This window comes from Pseudomonas sp. P4_C3, assembly GCF_056402075.1.
Genome location: NZ_JBFUIC010000656.1, coordinates 1 through 1,147 on the forward strand (window position 1 = coordinate 1; position 1,147 = coordinate 1,147).

2 protein-coding genes are annotated in these 1,147 nt (G+C 56.8%); both read right to left on the reverse strand.

Going from position 1 to position 1,147, the window contains the following annotated elements; all coding sequences use genetic code 11:
• Window positions 1-737 (reverse strand): DUF2817 domain-containing protein (locus tag AC1DVH_RS31530; RefSeq protein WP_477757081.1); only part of this gene is annotated, 737 nt, incomplete at its 3' end.
• A gap of 73 nt (window positions 738-810) precedes the next feature.
• Window positions 811-1,147, reverse strand: a 337-nt coding sequence (locus AC1DVH_RS31535; protein ID WP_477757082.1) for an ATP-binding cassette domain-containing protein, incomplete at its 5' end; no start/stop codon positions are given.

The following is a 1,147-nucleotide window of genomic DNA, read 5'->3' on the forward strand; positions in this document are numbered from 1 at the left end:
TCGCGAAGCGCTGGATAGGCGGATTGGGCAATCGTCATCAGCATGGGGTGGCCATAGTCCCCAGCGCCCGTGTGAAGGTCAAAACACATGACCGCCTGGGTGTGGCTCAAGTGCTCTTGTAAAATCTTGTGCAGGGTTTTGTTCGTCCAACCTGGAGTCTGTCCGCCGTAGTAAAGACCGTCAGGGTGGTTGTACTGGCCGGCCTCGACAATTGACATCACCGCTGCCCAGCCCTCTGTGCGAACTCGATCGTTGAGCAGGGCATCGGCTTGTTCGCGCGATGGCCCCGACAGCTGTTCGCAGGTATAGATAGCGTGCAATGCCTCGTACTGGCGGTTATCGGGCAGGCCTTGAGTGAAGTCCAGATAGTTGCGATTGAGGTCGATGTTGTCTTCATTGACGCGGCGTATCCATGCAGTACCCCAGGGGTTGATGAGGTGGATCATCAGCACTGCGACATCGGCAGACAGGGTCCTCTTGTTGAATTCCTGTAACCATCTGATCTGACAGTTCGAGCCATAGAAACCTTCAACACCGTGGGTGCCGCTGAGGGCGACCAGTACCTTCCTGGCGTGTGGATCGCCAAGCCAGGCAACATCGGTACTCAATGGCTCGCCAAAGGGCCCGCTCAATGGGTGGGGGTAGGTTGTCAGGCTGGCACCTGCCGCTTTAGCGGTAGCCAGAAATTGCTCGCGTTGGCTGTTGTAACTCGGATGCGTGGGAAAACCTGCGCTCATGGTCACCTCTTGTCGATCGCTGGTATCGGACGCTCATGGAGCGTCCGATACCAGGGTTTGGAAGTACGAAGCGTTATTTCAAGCGGCCGGAGAGAAACTGGGTCAATCGTTCACTTTTCGGATTGACCAATACTTCGCTGGGATGTCCTTCTTCTTCTACGCGACCTTGATGCAAGAACATGACGTGGTTGGAAATGTTGCGGGCAAAGCCCATCTCGTGGGTGACCACGACCATCGTTCGGCCTTCCTCTGCCAGCGCTTGCATCACTTTCAACACTTCGCCGACCAGCTCCGGGTCGAGCGCTGATGTCGGCTCGTCGAACAGCATAACTTCCGGCTCCATCGCCAGCGCACGGGCAATGGCCACGCGCTGTTGCTGACCGCCGGAGAGATGCGAGGGATATTTACTC